Source organism: Mycobacterium sp. (assembly GCF_032161845.1).
Lineage (GTDB): Bacteria > Actinomycetota > Actinomycetes > Mycobacteriales > Mycobacteriaceae > Mycobacterium.
In genome coordinates this window covers 1-16,827 of the sequence record NZ_JAVRQA010000507.1, presented here as the reverse complement: position 1 = coordinate 16,827, position 16,827 = coordinate 1, and the positions used below count along the sequence as shown (strand labels likewise).

17 protein-coding genes are annotated in these 16,827 nt (G+C 68.3%); 6 read left to right on the top strand and 11 right to left on the bottom strand.

What is annotated here, in order from left to right; translation table 11 throughout:
* The 6 genes from QOD90_RS28005 to eccCa all read right to left on the bottom strand — a co-directional run.
* Positions 1–173 (bottom strand): uL13 family ribosomal protein (locus QOD90_RS28005; RefSeq protein ID WP_526355236.1); only part of this gene is annotated, 173 nt, incomplete at its 3' end.
* Positions 174–412: 239 nt separating this feature from the next.
* Positions 413–829, bottom strand: coding sequence for an allene oxide cyclase barrel-like domain-containing protein (locus tag QOD90_RS28000; RefSeq protein ID WP_526355228.1), 417 nt, complete (start codon positions 827–829; stop codon positions 413–415).
* Between the two features lie 224 nt (positions 830–1,053).
* Positions 1,054–1,350, bottom strand: a complete 297-nt coding sequence (locus QOD90_RS27995; RefSeq protein ID WP_526355226.1) for a WXG100 family type VII secretion target — start codon at positions 1,348–1,350, stop codon at positions 1,054–1,056.
* A 42-nt stretch (positions 1,351–1,392) separates the two neighbouring features.
* Positions 1,393–1,704, bottom strand: coding sequence for a WXG100 family type VII secretion target (locus QOD90_RS27990; protein ID WP_526355224.1), 312 nt, complete (start codon positions 1,702–1,704; stop codon positions 1,393–1,395).
* Between the two features lie 73 nt (positions 1,705–1,777).
* Positions 1,778–2,917, bottom strand: coding sequence for a type VII secretion-associated protein (locus QOD90_RS27985; RefSeq protein WP_526355222.1), 1,140 nt, complete (start codon positions 2,915–2,917; stop codon positions 1,778–1,780).
* On the bottom strand, positions 2,914–6,507 hold the full coding sequence (gene eccCa / locus QOD90_RS27980) for a type VII secretion protein EccCa (RefSeq protein WP_526355220.1): 3,594 nt from the start codon (positions 6,505–6,507) through the stop codon (positions 2,914–2,916). The genes QOD90_RS27985 and eccCa overlap by 4 nt, the downstream gene beginning before the upstream one ends.
* Positions 6,508–6,602: 95 nt before the next feature.
* On the opposite strand from eccCa, the gene eccD reads away from it, so the two are divergent.
* Together eccD and mycP are read left to right on the top strand one after the other, a co-directional pair.
* On the top strand, positions 6,603–7,865 hold the full coding sequence (gene eccD, locus QOD90_RS27975) for a type VII secretion integral membrane protein EccD (protein WP_526355218.1): 1,263 nt from the start codon (positions 6,603–6,605) through the stop codon (positions 7,863–7,865).
* Positions 7,862–9,232, top strand: a complete 1,371-nt coding sequence (gene mycP / locus QOD90_RS27970) for a type VII secretion-associated serine protease mycosin (RefSeq protein WP_526355216.1) — start codon at positions 7,862–7,864, stop codon at positions 9,230–9,232. The genes eccD and mycP overlap by 4 nt, the downstream gene beginning before the upstream one ends.
* Here the strand turns inward: mycP and eccB are convergent.
* On the bottom strand, positions 9,197–10,594 hold the full coding sequence (gene eccB, locus QOD90_RS27965) for a type VII secretion protein EccB (protein ID WP_526355214.1): 1,398 nt from the start codon (positions 10,592–10,594) through the stop codon (positions 9,197–9,199). The two genes, mycP and eccB, sit on opposite strands and share 36 nt — an antisense overlap.
* A 59-nt stretch (positions 10,595–10,653) precedes the next feature.
* Positions 10,654–11,217 (bottom strand): CGNR zinc finger domain-containing protein, encoded by a 564-nt coding sequence (locus QOD90_RS27960; protein ID WP_526355234.1) that lies wholly within the window; start codon positions 11,215–11,217, stop codon positions 10,654–10,656.
* 75 nt (positions 11,218–11,292) lie between these two features.
* Here QOD90_RS27960 and QOD90_RS27955 point away from each other — a divergent pair, with 75 nt between their 5' ends.
* From QOD90_RS27955 to QOD90_RS27940, 4 genes are all read left to right on the top strand, one after another.
* Complete coding sequence (locus QOD90_RS27955) at positions 11,293–12,306, top strand: EamA family transporter (protein WP_526355212.1); 1,014 nt, start codon at positions 11,293–11,295, stop codon at positions 12,304–12,306.
* Positions 12,307–12,321: 15 nt separating this feature from the next.
* On the top strand, positions 12,322–12,987 hold the full coding sequence (locus QOD90_RS27950) for a cutinase family protein (protein ID WP_526355210.1): 666 nt from the start codon (positions 12,322–12,324) through the stop codon (positions 12,985–12,987).
* A 63-nt stretch (positions 12,988–13,050) separates the two neighbouring features.
* The gene (locus tag QOD90_RS27945) at positions 13,051–13,677 is read left to right on the top strand and encodes a cutinase family protein (protein ID WP_526355232.1); all 627 of its coding nucleotides are present in this window, start codon (positions 13,051–13,053) and stop codon (positions 13,675–13,677) included.
* A 99-nt stretch (positions 13,678–13,776) separates the two neighbouring features.
* Positions 13,777–14,424: a cutinase family protein gene (locus QOD90_RS27940; RefSeq protein WP_526355230.1), complete on the top strand. Its 648-nt coding sequence runs from the start codon at positions 13,777–13,779 to the stop codon at positions 14,422–14,424.
* Here QOD90_RS27940 and truA read toward each other — a convergent pair.
* The 3 genes from truA to QOD90_RS27925 all read right to left on the bottom strand — a co-directional run.
* Complete coding sequence (gene truA, locus QOD90_RS27935) at positions 14,421–15,302, bottom strand: tRNA pseudouridine(38-40) synthase TruA (protein WP_526355208.1); 882 nt, start codon at positions 15,300–15,302, stop codon at positions 14,421–14,423. The genes QOD90_RS27940 and truA overlap by 4 nt on opposite strands.
* A gap of 17 nt (positions 15,303–15,319) precedes the next feature.
* The gene (gene rplQ / locus QOD90_RS27930) at positions 15,320–15,904 is read right to left on the bottom strand and encodes a 50S ribosomal protein L17 (RefSeq protein ID WP_526355206.1); all 585 of its coding nucleotides are present in this window, start codon (positions 15,902–15,904) and stop codon (positions 15,320–15,322) included.
* A 60-nt stretch (positions 15,905–15,964) separates the two neighbouring features.
* A partial coding sequence (locus QOD90_RS27925; protein WP_526355204.1) for a DNA-directed RNA polymerase subunit alpha occupies positions 15,965–16,827 on the bottom strand: 863 nt, incomplete at its 5' end.

Genomic DNA, 16,827 nt, shown 5'->3' with positions numbered 1-16,827 from the left:
TTGATGATGATGACGAAATCGCCACCGTCGACATTCGGCGTGAACGTCGGCTTGTGCTTGCCGCGCAGCAGAGTTGCTGCTGCAACGGCGAGCCGGCCGAGGACCACGTCGGTGGCGTCGATGACGTGCCACGTCCGCGTGGTGTCACCCGCCTTCGGCGTGTACGTAGGCACAGCGCTACCTTCTCTTCTCTCGGATGTCCCGGAAACCGGGGTGTCGGTCCAGCGCTTGCAGTTGGGGTTCTCGGCGACCGACGTAGACCCGAGGACCCGCAGAGTCCAACGACTCACCGCGCGCCAACCGAGCAGCCTACCGGCCACCGTCATCGCAGGTCAAAACGCCATCTCCGGGTCGAGGGCGATCGTCCACCCGCGCACGCCTTGCCGGCTGGGATTAGCGGGCTGTTCCCCACCTAGCCCACGACGTTGAGGACGAAGTTCGCGTCCGTCTGGTCGGGCACGTCGAGGGGCACCTGAATGGTGCCATCACCGCGGGCGGAGCGATAGATCCCCGTGCCGCCAACGATGGACATTGGATTCGTCGCACCCGTCACGAACAGGGCGGCACTGTCGAGCATGCCCTGCACGGCGAGCTGGCCGCCGTCGAGGTTGAACGTCGCACTGCAGGTGGACTGGCCAGCGGCGCCGTCACCGGTGAGGGTGGTGCAGATGCCGGTCGCGCGTCCGAGGAAGGCGCCGCCGGGACGGTCGAACACGTCGCCGCTGAAGATGAACTGATCCCCCGGGCTGGGCCCGGGTTTGCCGTGGTCCGTCATGTTCTGCTCGGTGTCGTGCTCATAGAGGACGAGCGTGGTGTCTGCGCTCGCCACTGGAGTCACGGCGCCCAGCAAGCCGAGTCCAGCTGCTACGACCGTGACCGCGCTCTTTGCATACCGATTCAACATGGGTCCCCCCGCCCTTGAAGTTGGCTAGAAGGTACTCCCCCGGCAACCCCTTCATGGGCGTTTCTGCACGGTGGCCAGGCATGACTGTGCGGTCCCTCCGGGGCTCTCCTCCCGTTTCGGGACCGCACAGGGTCTGGTTGGGCCGCCGCCTAGAAGCCCCAGGCGCCCGCCGCTCGGCGGTCGGTGTCGGCGACCTCGTCCGAGCCATCCCGCACGGCATTGCCGAGCGAGATCAGGAGCTCGTTCAGCGCGGCCGCCGACTGGTCCCATCTGGCCTGCTCGACGCGATAGGCCTCCGCTGCCTCGCGGGTCCAGACGGCCTGCAGGGGCGCTATCTGGGCGCGCAGATCGTCCAACGCCGCATTGAACCGCGCGGACGTGTGGTGGATCTCCTGACGCACGGTGTACTCGATCTCGTTGAAGTCGTATGACAAAACCGGATCCATCGATGCTCCATTCGGGTTGGTGGGCAGTGACTTGGTCGAGGGTTAGCGGACGTCGACCGAGGCAATCCGGTGCGAATGCCCCTCGGCGGACTCGCGGAGTGTCCGCTCGTTGAGGCGGATGGTCTCCGCAATCCGTTGCAGCGACTGGTGCAGGGCGAGGGACTCCGTGTTCCATCGGTCGACGACCTCGCGGAATCGGACTGCCGCGACACCTCCCCACACCGAGGGTGGGACGGTGCTCATCTGACCGATGAAGGTGCGGAGCATCGCCCCGGTTTCCTCGTTGCGGCTGTCGATCTTGCCTGCGACGGTCGACATCAGCCCAAAGTCGGCGTTCAGTGCTCCACTCGTCATCGCGTTCCCTTCGTTTGCGGTCGTATGAAAGATTGGACGCGGCATCCGACGATTCGGTTCCCTTGCGCATGAATCAATTTCGGGCGACGGCATGCGCCGACCGGATCGCCCGGTCACACAACCGGTCCGGGCCGGGACGCTCGCCAGAACCCTGGCAACCGATCGCGATCCGTACCCCACCGTCGAGCAGCACCGTCCAGTCGATGCGCCGGTCGGCCCGAACCTCGCGATAGGTGACCGCGGCCCGGTCCGCTCGCTCGCCGCGTCCGTCGAAGTCGACGAAGACCCCTTCTGGCTGATCGGCGAGGGCGGCTCCGAGCGCCTCAGCAGCAGAGTCCAACGTCTGCGCGGCCGGTACCCGGGATTGCGTCACGTGGATCGCGTCCGTTCGATTCGTCGGCGAAACCACCTGAACCCGAGCCGAACCCGGCCCGGACGTGATCCGCTCGACGGTCCACTGCGCGGGCACTTCAACGGCAACTCGCCCCTCCACCAGCCAGGTCGCGTCCACTGACACCTCCGACGTCCGGTCGAGTGCCATCGCAGCGGCCGTCAGGACACCCACCGTCAGGATCGCCACCGCCACCGCTGCCGCGCGCGGTGTCATATGTCGCTCCACCGTGGCTGTCTCGCAACTGGTTTCGCCGCGCGACCGACGGACGGCGTCGACGAGCGTCTGGTCGTCGGCCATCGTCACGTCGATTCGTCGATGTCGAAGTTCCCGTGCGAGGTCGGCGCCGAGCAACGCGATACCAGCAGGCACGTCGACCGTCACGGCAGCCAGTCCGTCGACGCAGGCGACGACGGCGTCGACGAAACCGCCCGCTGCACCCGTTCTCGCGATCGGATGCCGCTGCCCATCCGCATGCACGACGACCAGTTCTGACGCGAGTTCGATCACCGTTGAGGCGTTCGTCGGTATCTCTGCTCTCCGGAGAGCGACGACGTCAGAGGCCGACGCCCCTGCCGCCGCGCTGACACGTGCGATGCGCGAATTCGCCCACCACGATGGACATATCACCAGCAGTTCGGCACTCCGTCCGCCCATCGCCGACTCCAGCACGTCGCGCCACAGATCGTCGACGGACACTACGCGGTCGTCGACCAGCGCGAGATCGTCGTCGATGCACTCGAGCGCTGTTGCCGCCAACTCGGGACAGACGACGCCGGGGCCGCTGATCGCCTTCGGCCCCACCACGACGACATCGCTCACGGCGGCTCGGTCCACGACACCTGAACGAGGTGATCAGCCTGCCCGCGCCGAATCAGCGTGCCACGGCCTGCGGGCAAGGGTGATGGACGCACCGCGCCGAGCAGGACCCCTTCGTCGGGGCTGGCGCTCATCATCAGACCCATGGAGCCCAAGTCCCGCATGCGCGCCAGGACGGGGTCGAACATCGCGCGGGCCGCGCCGCCGGAACGCCGGGCGATCAGCAGGTGCAGGCCGAGATCCCTCGAGTGCGGCAGCAAGTCAAGCAGCGGCAGCAGCGGGTTGCCCGACGTGCCTGCCACCATGTCGTAGTCGTCGACGACGACGTATACCTCCGGCCCGGCCCACCAGGATCGGTCCCGCAACTGCTGCTGGGTCACTCGCTCGTCAGGCAACCGGCCGGTCAGCAGGTTCACCGTCGTGGCCACGTGCGAATCGGTCGACGCACCTGACATCGCGTATCCGAGGAGATGACCGGAGTCGACGACGCCGAGCAAAGTTCGGCGAAAGTCGACGACGAGGATGCGCGCCGCGTCGGGTCCGGAGTTCCGCTCGATCTCTCGGCACAGCGTTCGCAGCGTGGCCGTCTTGCCGCATTCCGTGTCACCGAGGATCAGCAGATGTGGGAACGCCGTGAAATCGATTGCCACGGGCTGCAATTCCTCTTCCCCAAGTCCGATGGCGACGACACCGCGGGACTGCGCGGCAACCTCGGCATGATGAACCCTCGACGGCAGGAGCCGCACCGGTGGAGCGGCTTGATCGCGGTAGCGCGCCGCCACGGCGGCCACGTCGGTGCCGCCGGGGCACGGCAGAGCGATGGCGAACTCGAGACCGTCGCGGGTGATTCCGTGCCCCGCCGGGCGGGCACCGAGCAGGCGGGCCCGCTTCCTGTCCATCTCCGAGTCGGCCGGGTCGCCGAGACACAGCTCGATGCGGGTGCTGAGGTGGTCCTTCAGAGCGGGCCGGATGTCAGCCCATCGGGACGCGGTGACGACGACGTGGACGCCTACCGAAAGCCCTTGTGCGGCCAGCGCGGTCACGGCCTCTTCCATGCCATCGAACTCCTGACGCGCGACTGCCCAGCCGTCGATCACCAGGAAGGTGTCAGCCCGCGCCAGAGGCTCGGCCGGGCCCTCGCGGCGGTGCATTTCACGCTGACGCACCAGACTCTGTAGGTGCGCGACGATCCTGCGGGCGAGCTCGCGGTCGGACCTGCCAGCAACCGCCCCGACGTGGGGTAACAGCCTCAGCGACGACAGCGACCCACCGCCGAAGTCCAGCCCGTAGATCTGTACCGCGGCCGGGTCGTGGGTCGACGCCAGCGCCAACACCAGGCTGTGGAGCGCGGTCGTCTTTCCCGCCCGTGGTCCGCCGACGATGGCGACGTTCCCGCCTGCCGCCCTGAGGTCGACGACCAATGTGTCGTGGCGTTGGGCAAGGGGGTCGTCCACCACTCCGATCGGCACGACCAATTGCGGCTCGGCGATGTCGATCCCGGCGAGCAACGCGCCCAGCTGGGGCGACACGTCCAGCGGCGGCAGCCAGACCCGATGGGCCAGCTCACCACGTCCGGCAAGCCGCTCGACCACCACGTCGAGCAGCGCCCGCGAGCCACCGGAGAGGACCCGGCCGGTGGACGGTTGCTCGGCGTCACGCACCGTGAAGCGACGCGGAACCGTGCTGCCGGGCACGGCAGCCAGCGCGACCGGTCCCGATACGAAGGCAGTCTGAAACCGGACCAGCTCACCGGACGCCGTCTTGAGTATTGCCGCCCCCGGAGTGCCCGGGAGCTCGTAGGCATCGGCCGTGCCGAGGACGGCGCGGGACTCGCTCGCGGAGAACGTCTTCAGACAGATGCGATAGGACAGGTGCGTCTCGAGACCACGGAGCCGCCCCTCGTCAAGACGCTGACTGGCCAGCAACAGGTGCATGCCAAGGGAACGGCCGAGGCGACCGATGGCCACGAACAGCTCGGCGAAGTCGGGGTGTTGACTGAGCAGTTCGGAGAATTCGTCGACGACGATGAACAGCACCGGCAGCGGCGCGAGGTCCGCGCCTCGCGCGCGGGCAGCGTCGTAGTCGGTGATGTTCGGGAAGTGCCCGGAGGTCCGCAGTATCCGTTGGCGGCGGGTCATTTCGCCGGCGAGCGCATCCCTCATGCGCGCGACGAGATGTGCCTCTTCGGACAGGTTGGTCACCACGGCCGCGACGTGCCTGAGCCGCTCGAGCCCGAGAAATGTTGCCCCACCCTTGAAGTCGACGAGGACCAGGTTCAGCGCGTCGGGATCGTGGCAGGCGACCAGACCCAGCACCAGCGTGCGGAGAAACTCCGACTTGCCAGATCCGGTGGCGCCGACGCACAGCCCGTGTGGTCCCATGCCACCGCGCGCCGCCTCCTTGACGTCCAGCTCCACCGGCTCGCCGCGATCTGACAGACCGATCGCGACCCGGAGGCGTTGTGGACCGGTTCGCGGCCGCCACGCCCTAGCGACGTCCAGATGCGCGGGGTCGTCGATGCCGATGAGCTGCGACCAGTCCGCCGTGCCCGCGGTCGCGGCGGACGGCAGCCACGATGCGAGCCTCCTGGCGCAGACGACCGCCTCGAGAGTGGTCAACGAGTCAGGACTGTCGAAGGCCGCCGTGCCGTCGACGTCGAGGCGCAGGCAGTCGGCCGCCAGATGACCGATCGTGATCACCGTTGCGTGGCCGCCGAGTGATTCGACGACGGCGGCCTCGCCAGCACCCAGTTCACCGTCGACGATCACGATTCGGTGGTCGCCCGCCTGTGGATGGCCATGGTGGGGTAGCCATTTCAGCCAGTCCCAGTGCAGGTCGATCGAAGCGCCGAAGGCGGCCACCTTCACGACGTCCGGGCCGTGCAGGACCGCCAGTTGGCAGACCATCGCCCTGACCAACCCACGCGCCGCGTCGAGCGCTCCCTCCACGGCGACCCGAGGATGCGCGCCTAGGTCCACCGTGACGGGCAGCCCGGACACCGTCGACCGATCCGCGAGCAGGCGGTCGATCGCCGCGGTCACCACCGGGTCCCGCGATTCGGCCTCGCCCGGTTCTGGCGCGACGAGAGCGGAGGACAGCGGACGCGTGCCGATGCCGACGCGCACGTGGCAGAAGTCCTCGTCGCCGGGCCTGCGCTCCCACATGCGATCGCCGCCGACCAGGGTCCACGACGCCGCCGGATCCGGATGGCTCCAGTGCAGCGAGGCATGCTGAGATTCCGCAGTCCTGACGAGTGACTCGTCCAGTTCGTCGAGATAGCGGAGGTAGGTCCGCCGGTCACCGTCGAGTTCGCCACCTCGCCGCGCTCCCCTTGACTGATGAGCGACGGAACCGAGCACCGACACCAGCATCATGACGGGAAAGAACAAGAACATCGGACTGCGCGACGACGCAGCTCCCGAGGTGAAGTACAGCAGCGTCATTCCGCCCATCGCGAGGACCATCGCCACTGGAAGCAGCCTGCCGACGAGGTTCGACGGCGGGTCCTTCGGGACGTCGGGTGGCCGCTCGATGACGATCTCGCCGTCGTCGTACGGCGGCGGGCACAGACGCCTCGGGCGCAAGGGTTTCATCGATCAATGGACGCTGCGCGTGTCGGTTTGGTTCCATTCGATCTGAGAAACATTGGCGACGTGACCCTCCCCGCGGCGCGGTTACGGTCATTGAGGTGTCCGTCTCGAGAATCTGCATACATGCCGACCGCAACGGCGATCCCGTGGCGGTCGACGTCGTGCTGCCGTCGGGGGCAAGAGTCGGAGAATTGCTTCCCACGATCGTCGAGATCGTCGATGGACGCGCGGCTCCCGACGACACCGCGCGACGGTGGCGGCTGCAGCGTCCCTCCGGTGCGAGTCTCGATCATGCGTTGTCATTGAACGACAACGGGATTCGCGACGGCGAGCTGATCGTCCTCGACACCGACCGTGCGCCGCGGCTCGGCCCGGTGCGTCGGGCTGCGTGCCAGGAGGTGGCGGCAGTGCGGCCGATCGCCCGCCACGTCGGCGGGTTCCTCGCTGGCGCAGTGTGCGTTCTCACCTCGGTGTTGGCCGCGGTGACGTTGGCAGGAACCGTGGGTTCCGAGGCCGCGACGATGAGTGCGATCACCGCCGCCGTCGGCGCTGCCGTCGCTGCCGTCGCTGCGGCAGCCACCGGCCATCCGACTCCATCGAGCATCACCGTGGTCGCACTGGCCTGCGCGACGGGGTTCCTCGCCGTGCCGTCGGGGCCTGCGGCCCCCAACGTCTTCCTGGCCGCAACTGCAGCGTTGTCCGCGTCGCTCTTGATGATGCGAATCTCCGGGCGAGCCTCACCGGCATTGACTGCGGCCGCGACGGTTTCACTGCTCGTCGCGGTCGTGACGCCAGTGGCGATTCCGGCGGCCATGGTCGGCGCAGCACTCTCGACCGCATCACTCGCCGTGCTCGCGCTCGCACCGCGACTGTCGGTGCTGGCGGCGGGTCTCGGTCCTGATCACTGGCATGGTGCCGTGACCGAATCCGCAACCGCGGGTCACGCCACCCTCAACGGTCTCGTCGGGGGCTGTGCAGCGGGCACTGCTGCCGGCGCGGTGGTCGTCGCCGCGACCAACCCCGCAGGGGCCCCCGCCTTCATCGGCCTGGTCGGGACGGTGCTACTGCTGCGGTCCAGGACATATCCCGACGTGGCGCGTCAAATCGCCCTGATCGCAGGCGGATTGGTGTGTCTCAGCGCCTGTCTCTACCTCGTCACGAATACCCACCGGGCGAGCGTCGGCCCGGTGGCCTGTGCCCTGGTCGTCATCGGTCTGGTCGCCGTCCGCCGCCCGACGTGCGGCGCCACCGTCGCACGACTGCTCGGCCGCCTCGAGTACGCCGCGCTGGCAGCCGTCGTCCCGGTGGCCTGCTGGGTAGGCGGCGTCTACGCCGTCGTCGACGGATTCCAGCTGCGGTGAGCGGCCCACCGGTGCGGGCTGCGCGAGCCGTTGCGCTCGGATGGGTCGTTGCGGTCGCCTGGGCTGTCCCCACGGCTGCCGCGGTGACGCCGCCTGCCGTCGACGGTGCGCTGCTACCGCCGGCGGGTCCTCCCCGCCCCCGCACGCCGACCGAGCAGACCGGCGCCTGTCCCAACGGTTCTCGCCAGGGCGAGGTGACGGCGACCCAGCCCAACCTCGCGGAGCTCGAGCCGGTGTGGCGGTTGACGAAGGGTGCCGGCCAGACCGTGGCCGTGGTCGACACGGGTGTCGCTCGGCATCGCCTCCTACCCCATCTGCTGCCCGGCGGCGACTATGTGTCGACCGGGGACGGCACGCAGGATTGCGACGGCCACGGCACGATCGTCGCCGGAATCATCGGGGCGGCGCGTAGCGATGCATCCGGCACGACGTTCAGCGGTATCGCACCCGACGCGAGCATCATTGCGATCCGCCAGTCGAGCAACATGTTTCGGCCATCGGATGGAACGGGTGGATCGGGAGTTGGCGACGTCGAGACGCTGGCCGCCGCCGTCCGGACCGCGGCGGACGCCGGCGCCACGGTCATCAACATCTCGTCGGTAGCCTGTGCGCTCACCGATCAGGGACTCGACGACCGGTCTCTCGGCGCCGCTCTCGCCTATGCGGTCGACGTCAAGAACGTCGTCGTCGTCGCCGCGGCGGGCAACGTCGGTGGCGCGGGTCAATGTCCGCGCCAGAATCCGGCGCCCGATCCAGCCCGTCCTGGCCAGCCGAGTTGGGACACCGTGGCCGTCGTGGTGAGCCCGGCGTGGTACGACGACTACGTGCTGACCGTTGGCTCGGTCGACCGCACGGGTCGGCCGTCGGCGTTCACGCTGTCCGGCCCATGGGTGGACGTGGCCGCCCCCGGCGAGGCGGTCGTGTCGTTGAGCCCAGACGGCGACGGGTTGACGGAGTTCGTCGCCGGATCGTCTGAACCCGAACCGCTTTCCGGTACCAGCTACTCCGCGCCGGTGGTGGCGGGTATCGCCGCGCTGGTGCGGTCGGTCTCACCCCATCTCACGGCGCGACAGGTGATGCGCACGATCGAGGACAGCGCGCACCACCCGGCCGCCGGCTGGGATCCCTGGGTGGGCCACGGTGTCGTCGACGCGCTGGCGGCGGTCAGCACCGAGGGGTTTCGACCAGAGCGCTCGCCTGCGCGCGGGCCCCTCGCGCAGGCGCCTGCCGCGGCTTCCGGTTCCGACACCACCTCACGTCGTATCTCGTTGGTGGGCGCGGCGGTCTGCGTGGCAGCGACGACGACCGTGATGACGTTGTCGACGGGGTGGCTACGACGGCGCCGGGAGGCCGTCGCGAGGGACTGAAGCAGCGTCGACGCTGAGTTCGGGGCCCCGCGGGAGGTAAGCGATAATGGGCCACGGCGCCGGTTCCGGAAGCTGGTCGAGTCCAAGTGATTTCGCTGCCTCATCGTCGTGAACGCCAAATGTCACGCCCGCATCGGTGATGAGGAAGCGCGCTCCGGTCATGCCGTCGTCGCCGACGATCGTCGCCGATCGGACGTAGGCACTGGCACCGCCGGGGATGGCGACGGCGTCGACGTTGGGCCCCTCGCCGTCGGCCTGGGCAAGCGTCGTCACCCGTCCCGAACTCCGGTAGGCCGAATCTCCGACGAGCACAACGGTGTTCGACGAAGTCCTCGCCGATCCAGCTGCCCGCCACTGGGCACAGACGACGGGTCCGTCGGCGGCGCCGACGGGCGTGCGGGCCTGCGAGGGAAACGTGCCGGTGGGCAGCGTACTGACGATGGGCAACGCGGCGATCGCGGCGGGCGCGACGGCAGGCAGCGGTCGCGCATGACTGTCGTAGGTATACCTGATCAGATCGGCTGCGACCTCGCCGACCAACTGGAGGCCGTCGCGCAGGACGACGTAACGCTCGGCGGCATCGATGCGCTGAACCAGGACGATTGCGCCGATGGTTGCACCCCCGAGGCCGGGCGGACCCGGGCCGCCCGCGCCCGCAATGGGCGGGGCAGCGATGGCAGGCACTTCCGGCACTAGATCGAGCAGGGTCCGCGAAATGGGTACGGGAACAACACCATCGAGCCGCAACCCGCGCACCACGGCGATGCTGCGAAGGTCGACGGCAGCCCGTTGCCCGTCGTACATCAGATAGGTCGTGGCATTGCTCTCTCCGCGCGGCGTGACAAGTACGGGACGGGTCGAATCCATGCCGGCGACGGGCGGAGATCCGACGACGACGACCGTGCGGTCGTCGTCGCATACCGTCCACGCCTGGCCGTGCAGCGGATCGCCGATCACCGCGGGCGCTCCGGGGATCCCCATCAGCGGCCCACGCTTCGCGTCGGCGATCGACGCGTCCCGTGCCGCGACCGGGTCGGCAGCGGCGCGTGCGATGAGCCGGGCCGATGCGAGGTTGAGCACGGGATGCAAGGTGTCATCGACCCGCACGTAGAGCGCGCCGGTGTCGCGGGCCATCACGATCGACGCTGACTCGGGCACGCCCTGCGGACGGACCAGTCCGAGTACCACACCCGCGACGACGACGAGGGTTGCCAGGACACCGCCGACGGCCAGCGAAAGCGACTGGGCGCGCAGCGGATCGTCGTGCATCGTGACGTCCCTGCGCACGAGCGCGTGCATCATCCGCCTGACGAGAAAGCGTTGTCCGCTGAGCTGCAGGCGCGTCGCCGGTTGCCGGTCCATGATTCCCCCGCCGTCGAGCCTAATCGGGCCCAACAGGTGACCCAGGCACCGATCTTCGGCTATCCGGCGGTCTCCTCGCTGGCGCGCCGTTCCCGGTACGCCGCGACGTGTTGCCGGTTTCCACAGTTGCCGGTGTCGCAGAACATCCGCGATCGGTTGCGCGAGAGGTCGACGAGGACCGCCTCGCAGTCCGGGGCCGCGCAGATCTTGAGTCTGCGAAGCTCGCCGGCCCGAATCAGATCGGCCAGCGACATCGCCATCTCCGCGCCCATCCGCTGCCACAGCGGGTCGTGGATCGACGCGAGGTGCAGATGCCACTCGGGCATCTCCGCGTGGCGGGTCAGCCATGGTGCGGCGCGGGTGTCGCTCAGCAACGCATTGACCTGACCGACGACGCGTTCCTCGTCGTCGGCGTTCGACCAGATCTTGCCGAGCCGCGTGCGCAATTCGTGCACGGACGCCAGTTCGGCGTCGTCACTGTCGCGGCGGCCCGTCCAGCCGAAACCGTCCAGGTAGCGGTCGAGGGCGGACAGGTCGGCGAGCTGCTCGCCGCCGACCCGATCGCTATTGATCAGCACACATGCGGCACGCAGAGTGAGCTCCGTGTCATGACTGAAAATCAATTGACTCATGACTCCCTTCACCGGTAACGTCACGACCAACATTCATTTTACTCATTACATAGCAGGAGGTGCCACATGACTGCGACCGACGTGCGGCCCGCCGCCGGGCAGTTCCGGCTCGGCATGCTCTTCGCCATCGGATCGGCGTTCGCCTTCGGGATGTCCGGCCCCCTCGGCAAGTCACTCATGGAAGCCGGCTGGAGCCCCACTGCCGCCGTCACCGCACGGCTGGCGGGCGGCGCCGTCGCGATGGCCGTCTTCGCGACGCTGATGAAGCCCGACTGGTTGCGCGAGGCGCTGCAGCACTGGAAGACGGTCGTCGCCTACGGCATCGTCCCCATCGCCGGGGCCCAACTCTGCTACTACAACGCCGTCTCCCACCTTTCCGTCGGCGTCGCGCTGCTACTCGAGTACACCTCGCCCGTCCTGGTCGTCGGCTGGCTCTGGGCCACCACGCGGCGCAGGCCGACCAACCTGACGCTGGCCGGCGTCGCACTGGCCGTCGCCGGAATCATGTTGGTACTCAACGTGTTCGCGGGTGCCCACATCAATCTCATCGGTGTCGCCTGGGGCCTGTCGGCGGCGGTCTGCGCGGCGTGCTACTTCATGATGTCCGACGAGGTAACCGCCGACGGAACCGGCCTGAACTCGATCACGCTCGCCGCCGGTGGGCTGATCGTCGGTGCGGCCACGGTCGCGCTGCTCGGTGTCTCAAGCCTGATGCCGTTGACGTTCACGGCCAACGACACCCTCGTCGCAGGGATGACGACGTCGTGGGTCGTCCCGGTCGTCGCGATGGCCCTGATCCCCACCGCGATCGCCTACACCCTCGGCATCATGGGCATCGCCCGGCTGCGGCCGCGGTTCGCCTCGCTGGTCGGTCTGGCCGAGGTGATGTTCGCCGTGCTGGCCGCGTGGGCCCTGCTCGGTGAGGCCCTCACCCCGGTCCAGGCTCTCGGCGGCGCCGTGGTGCTCGCCGGGCTGGTGCTGGCACGGCAGGGTGACCGGACCGAGAGGGTCGCCGCGACGTCGTGGCCGGAGGTGCCCGTCGATGGTCGGCCATCCGAGCAAACGGTTCGCCGTAGCTAACCCACGTGTGTGAAGATGGCCAACGTGACCTTGATCAGGATGTCGGCGCGCCTGGCCGTGATCGCGTCGGCTCTGGTCTGCGCCGCCGCTACTTTGACACCAGCCCCCGCGGCCAACGCCGCCCCGTGCGCCGACGTCGAAGTGGTATTCGCACGCGGCACCGGCGAACCGCCAGGGATCGGTCGGGTAGGACAGGCCTTCGTCGACGCGCTGCGCCCCCAGCTCGGCAGCCGCACCCTCGACAGCTACGGCGTCGCCTACCCCGCGGACTACGACTTCCTCAATTCGGCCGCAGGCGCTGCCGACGCGTCCGACTACGTCAGCTCGCTGGTTTCACAATGCCCGAGCACGCGAATCGTGCTCGGCGGGTACTCGCAGGGCGCCGCGGTGATGGACTTGCTGGCCGGTATCCCTCCGCTCGGCAACAAGCTCGGCGGCGACATCGCGCCGCCACTGCCCGCGGACCTGAACGCCAGCATCGCCGCGGTTGCCGTATTCGGAAACCCGTCGACGAAGTTCTCGGTCCCGATCACCAGCTCGATCTTCGGTGGCCGCGCCATCGATCTGTGCAAGGACGGCGATCCGATCTGCTCGCGCGGGCGTAACCCATTCGCACACAGCGACTACGTCACCGCTGGCATGCCGGTGCAGGCAGCGAATTTCGTCGCAGGACTTGTTTAGCTCATTTACGCGTTACCATTCGGCGTGCCCTTCGATCTCGTCAAACGCACGACCCTCGCCGTTATGACGGCCTGCGTCGCCGTCATCGCACCCGTCATGTCGACCATCCCCACCGCCGGTCTCGGGGTGGCATCCGCCGACGACTGCCCCGACATCGAGGTCGTCTTCGCCCGCGGCACCAGCGAGGGGCCAGGTCTGGGACTCGTCGGTGGAGCCTTCGTGAACTCGCTGCGCTCCAAGGTCGGCGGCCGGTCGGTCGGAAGCTACGCCGTCGTGTACCCCGCCGACTACGACTTCCTCGCGGCGGCGGCCGGGGCCAATGACGCCAGTGCCCACATCCAGTACATGATGGGCGCCTGCCCGAACACCCGGCTGGTGCTCGGTGGCTACTCCCAGGGCGCCGCCGTGATCGACGTCATCGCCGCGGTGCCGTTCCCGGCGATCGGCTTCAACAACCCGCTGCCGCCCAACGCTCCTGACTTCGTCGCCGGCCTCGCCGTGTTCGGCAACCCGTCGGCCAAGCTCGGCCTGCCACTGACCTCGAGCCCCGTCTGGGGTGGCCGGTCCATCGATCTGTGCAACGGCAACGACCCCGTGTGTCAGACCGACGGCGAAAGCGTGCCTGCACACAAGGCGTACGCGGGCGGGCCGACCAATACGGCGGCGAACTTCGTCGCCGGTCTGGTGTAACCCGGCCGCCACAAAAGGTCGGCCATTGCGTCGCGACTGTCCGCTAGCATCCATGCGGTGACCCCTCAGCTGATTCGCAGATTCGTCGTCGCCCTCGGGATGCACACCGTCGCCACCGCTCTCATCGCTGGCGCGCTACTGGTGGTTCCCGCCATCACGGCGGTCGGTGTTCCGACCGCATCCGCGGCATGCCCCGCGGTCGAGGTGATCTTCGCGCGTGGCCGCCTCGAGCCAGCTGGCCCGGGTCAGATCGGCAACAACTTCGTCAGCGCACTGCGCAACAAGACGGGCAAGAACGTCAACCTGTACGCGGTGCGCTACCCCGCCGACAACCAGATTGACGTCGGCGCCAACGATATGAGCGCGCGCGTGCAGAGCACCATGGCCAGCTGTCCCGACACTCGAATAGTGCTCGGCGGGTACTCACTTGGCGCCGCGGTCACCGACGTCGCTCTCGCCGTTCCGTTCGCGTTCTTCGGTTTCGACAATCCGCTGCCGCCCGGTGCCGATCAGCACATCGCTGCCGTCGCCCTGTTCGGCAACGGCAGCGCATGGGCTGGCCCCATCGGCGCGTTCAATCCGGTCTACCGCGAGCGCACCATCGAGATGTGCCATGGCGCCGACCCCGTGTGCAACCCGGCCAACCCGGACACGTGGGAGGCGAACTGGACCGATCACGCGGCCAAGGCATACATCAATGCAGGCATGGTGAACGACGCCGCCGATTTCGTCGCGGGTCGGGTCTAGCGCTCGGCCCTGCCCACCTCGTCGGCCGAACGCACGTCGCGGGTCACCTTGGTCCGCGCCTCGAGTTCGTCGTCGGGCGGATAGTCCACGCCGACCAGGGTCAGACCGCGGGCCGGTGCGGTCGCGAAGTCACTCGACCGCCGCGTCGACGTCAACAGCTCTGCACACCAACGGGGTTCGCGCCGGCCCTCCCCAACGGCCAGCAGCGCGCCGACCAGTGACCGCACCATCGACCAGCAGAAGGCGTCAGCGGTGACATATGCGGTGATCGAGTCACCCTCACGCGTCCACTCCAAGCGCTGCAGGTCACGGATCGTCGTCGCCCCCTCGCGCGGACGGCAGAAGGCGGCGAAGTCGTTGAGGCCCTGCAGTTCCCGCGACGCCACGCTCATTGCCTCGACGTCGAGCGGACGGGGCCACGGCGTGACGAACCTGGCCTCCTGTGGTTCGGTTCCGAAGGGTGCCGTCGACAACCGGTATTCGTAGTGCCGCCGCAGCGCAGAAAACCTCGCGTCGAAACCGTTTGGCGCCCTGACCACGTCGTGCACTCGTACGTCCTCGGGCAGGAGCCTGGCCAGTCGCCGCACCAGCGGGCGGAACTCCGGCTCGTCGCGAGGGCTGCGGGGGTAGGCCTGCGGGATCGCGTCGGTCGGGATGTCGACGTGGGCCACCTGGCCGCTGGCGTGCACACCGGTGTCGGTACGCCCCGCCGCTCGAGTGACGACCGGGACACGGAACACCGTCGACAGCGCCTCGTCGATGGTGCCCGCCACCGTGCGCTGACTGGTCTGGGTCGCCCACCCGGCGAAGCCGGTGCCGTCGTAGGCGACGTCCAGCCGAAGACGAACATGCCCGCCATCGGATTCGATGGCGGGCATGTTCAACGTTACGTCCACTAGGACTTGGCTTCGTCCTCGTCCTTGGCTTCGGGCTCGGGGGCCTCGGGGGCCTCGTCCACGTCGGCGTCTACCGCGTCGGTGGTCTCGTCGACGGCGTCGACGACCTCGTCGGTCTCGGGACCGACGGCCGCCTCCGGCTCGACAGCCGCCTGTGGAGCAGCCGCGGCCGCAACCGGAGCGGCCTTGGATGCCTTGCGAGCCCGGTTGGCCTCCGACGTCACCGTCTTCTCCTGAACCAGCTCGATGACGGCCATCGGGGCGTTGTCGCCCTTGCGTGCCTCCACCTTGATGATCCGGGTGTAGCCGCCCTCACGCTCGGCGAAGTGCGGACCGATTTCGGCGAACAGCGTGTGCACCACGTCCTTGTCGCGGATCTTCTTCATCACCTCACGCCGGTTGTGCAGCGTGCCCTTCTTGGCGTGGGTGATGAGCTTCTCCGCGTAGGGCCGCAACGCCCGCGCCTTGGGCTCGGTCGTCTTGATCCGGCCGTGCTCGAAGAGCGACGTGGCCAGGTTGGCCAGCAGCGCCTTCTGGTGCGAGGACGACCCGCCGAGGCGGGGTCCCTTTGTGGGCTTGGGCATTTGCGACTATCTCCTCTATGGGGGCCGGTCCCCGTATCAGGTAGGACCGGGACGGATTTCTTAGAGCTGTTCGGTTTCGGCGTAGTCCTGGTCGGCTTCCAGGTCGTAGCTGGCATCGCTGTTCCAGGTGCCGGTGGCCACGTCGTAGCCCGCGACCTCCGACGGATCGAAGGTGGCCGGGCTGTCCTTGAGCGACAGACCCAGCTGGTGCAGCTTGATCTTCACCTCGTCGATGGACTTCTGGCCGAAGTTGCGGATGTCCAGCAGATCGGACTCCGTCCGCGAGACGAGCTCGCCGACGGTGTGCACACCCTCGCGCTTGAGGCAGTTGTACGACCGGACCGTGAGCTCCAGATCGTCGATCGGCAGCGCGAACGAGGCGATGTGGTCCGCCTCGGCCGGTGACGGTCCGATCTCGATGCCCTCGGCCTCGACGTTGAGTTCCCGTGCCAGACCGAACAATTCGACCAACGTCTTGCCGGCCGAGGCCAGGGCGTCACGCGGGGTGATCGAATTCTTGGTCTCGACGTCGAGGATCAGCTTGTCGAAGTCGGTGCGCTGCTCGACACGGGTCGCCTCCACCTTGTAGGTGACCTTGAGGACGGGCGAGTAGATCGAGTCGACCGGAATGCGGCCGATCTCGGCGCCCGACGCCTTGTTCTGCACGGCGGGAACGTAGCCGCGGCCACGCTCGACGACGAGCTCGACCTCGAGCTTGCCCTTGTCGTTGAGGGTCGCGATGTGCATGTCGGGGTTCTGCACCGTCACGCCGGCAGGCGGAACGATGTCACCGGCTGTGACGGCACCCGGGCCCTGCTTGCGCAGGTACATGGTGACCGGCTCGTCCTCCTCGGACGACACGACCAGGCTCTTGAGGTTCAGGATGATGTCGGTGACGTCTTCCTTCACCCCGGGAACGGTGG

Coding starts and splice junctions, on each gene's coding strand:
- QOD90_RS27995 (WP_526355226.1), bottom strand. CDS start 1,350: ATGGATCCGGTTTTGTCATACGACTTCAACGAGATCGAGTACACCGTG.
- QOD90_RS27990 (WP_526355224.1), bottom strand. CDS start 1,704: ATGACGAGTGGAGCACTGAACGCCGACTTTGGGCTGATGTCGACCGTC.
- eccCa (WP_526355220.1), bottom strand. CDS start 6,507: ATGAAACCCTTGCGCCCGAGGCGTCTGTGCCCGCCGCCGTACGACGAC.
- eccB (WP_526355214.1), bottom strand. CDS start 10,594: ATGGACCGGCAACCGGCGACGCGCCTGCAGCTCAGCGGACAACGCTTT.
- QOD90_RS27955 (WP_526355212.1), top strand. CDS start 11,293: ATGACTGCGACCGACGTGCGGCCCGCCGCCGGGCAGTTCCGGCTCGGC.
- QOD90_RS27950 (WP_526355210.1), top strand. CDS start 12,322: ATGGCCAACGTGACCTTGATCAGGATGTCGGCGCGCCTGGCCGTGATC.
- QOD90_RS27945 (WP_526355232.1), top strand. CDS start 13,051: ATGACGGCCTGCGTCGCCGTCATCGCACCCGTCATGTCGACCATCCCC.
- QOD90_RS27940 (WP_526355230.1), top strand. CDS start 13,777: ATGCACACCGTCGCCACCGCTCTCATCGCTGGCGCGCTACTGGTGGTT.
- truA (WP_526355208.1), bottom strand. CDS start 15,302: ATGCCCGCCATCGAATCCGATGGCGGGCATGTTCGTCTTCGGCTGGAC.
- rplQ (WP_526355206.1), bottom strand. CDS start 15,904: ATGCCCAAGCCCACAAAGGGACCCCGCCTCGGCGGGTCGTCCTCGCAC.